Source organism: Drancourtella massiliensis, from assembly GCF_016900655.1.
Classification (GTDB): Bacteria; Bacillota; Clostridia; order Lachnospirales; family Lachnospiraceae; genus Sellimonas; species Sellimonas catena.
In genome coordinates this window covers 1-243 of sequence record NZ_JACJKH010000136.1, presented here as the reverse complement: position 1 = coordinate 243, position 243 = coordinate 1, and the positions used below count along the sequence as shown (strand labels likewise).

The following is a 243-nucleotide window of genomic DNA, read 5'->3' as shown; positions in this document are numbered from 1 at the left end:
GCGCCTGGGGGAAACACCCGTACCCATCCCGAACACGATGGTTAAGCCCCAGACGGCCGATGGTACTGCACTGGAGACGGTGTGGGAGAGCAGGTGGCCGCCAGCTCCAAAAAAAGAAAAATGTTATCTGTGATATGAGGTTTGAAGAAAACTTCAGATTTCATATGACTGATAAAAATCAGTCAGAAGTGTCGACACTACACCTCGCAGCCAGGCTGCTCGGTCGCGTGCAGGCACGCAAAC

At 52.7% G+C, this 243-nt stretch carries 1 rRNA gene; it reads left to right on the top strand.

The annotated features are described in order from the left end of the window. Positions 1-106, top strand: a 5S ribosomal RNA gene (gene rrf, locus H6A32_RS16080); the annotation flags it as partial. Positions 107-243: the final 137 nt, after the last annotated feature.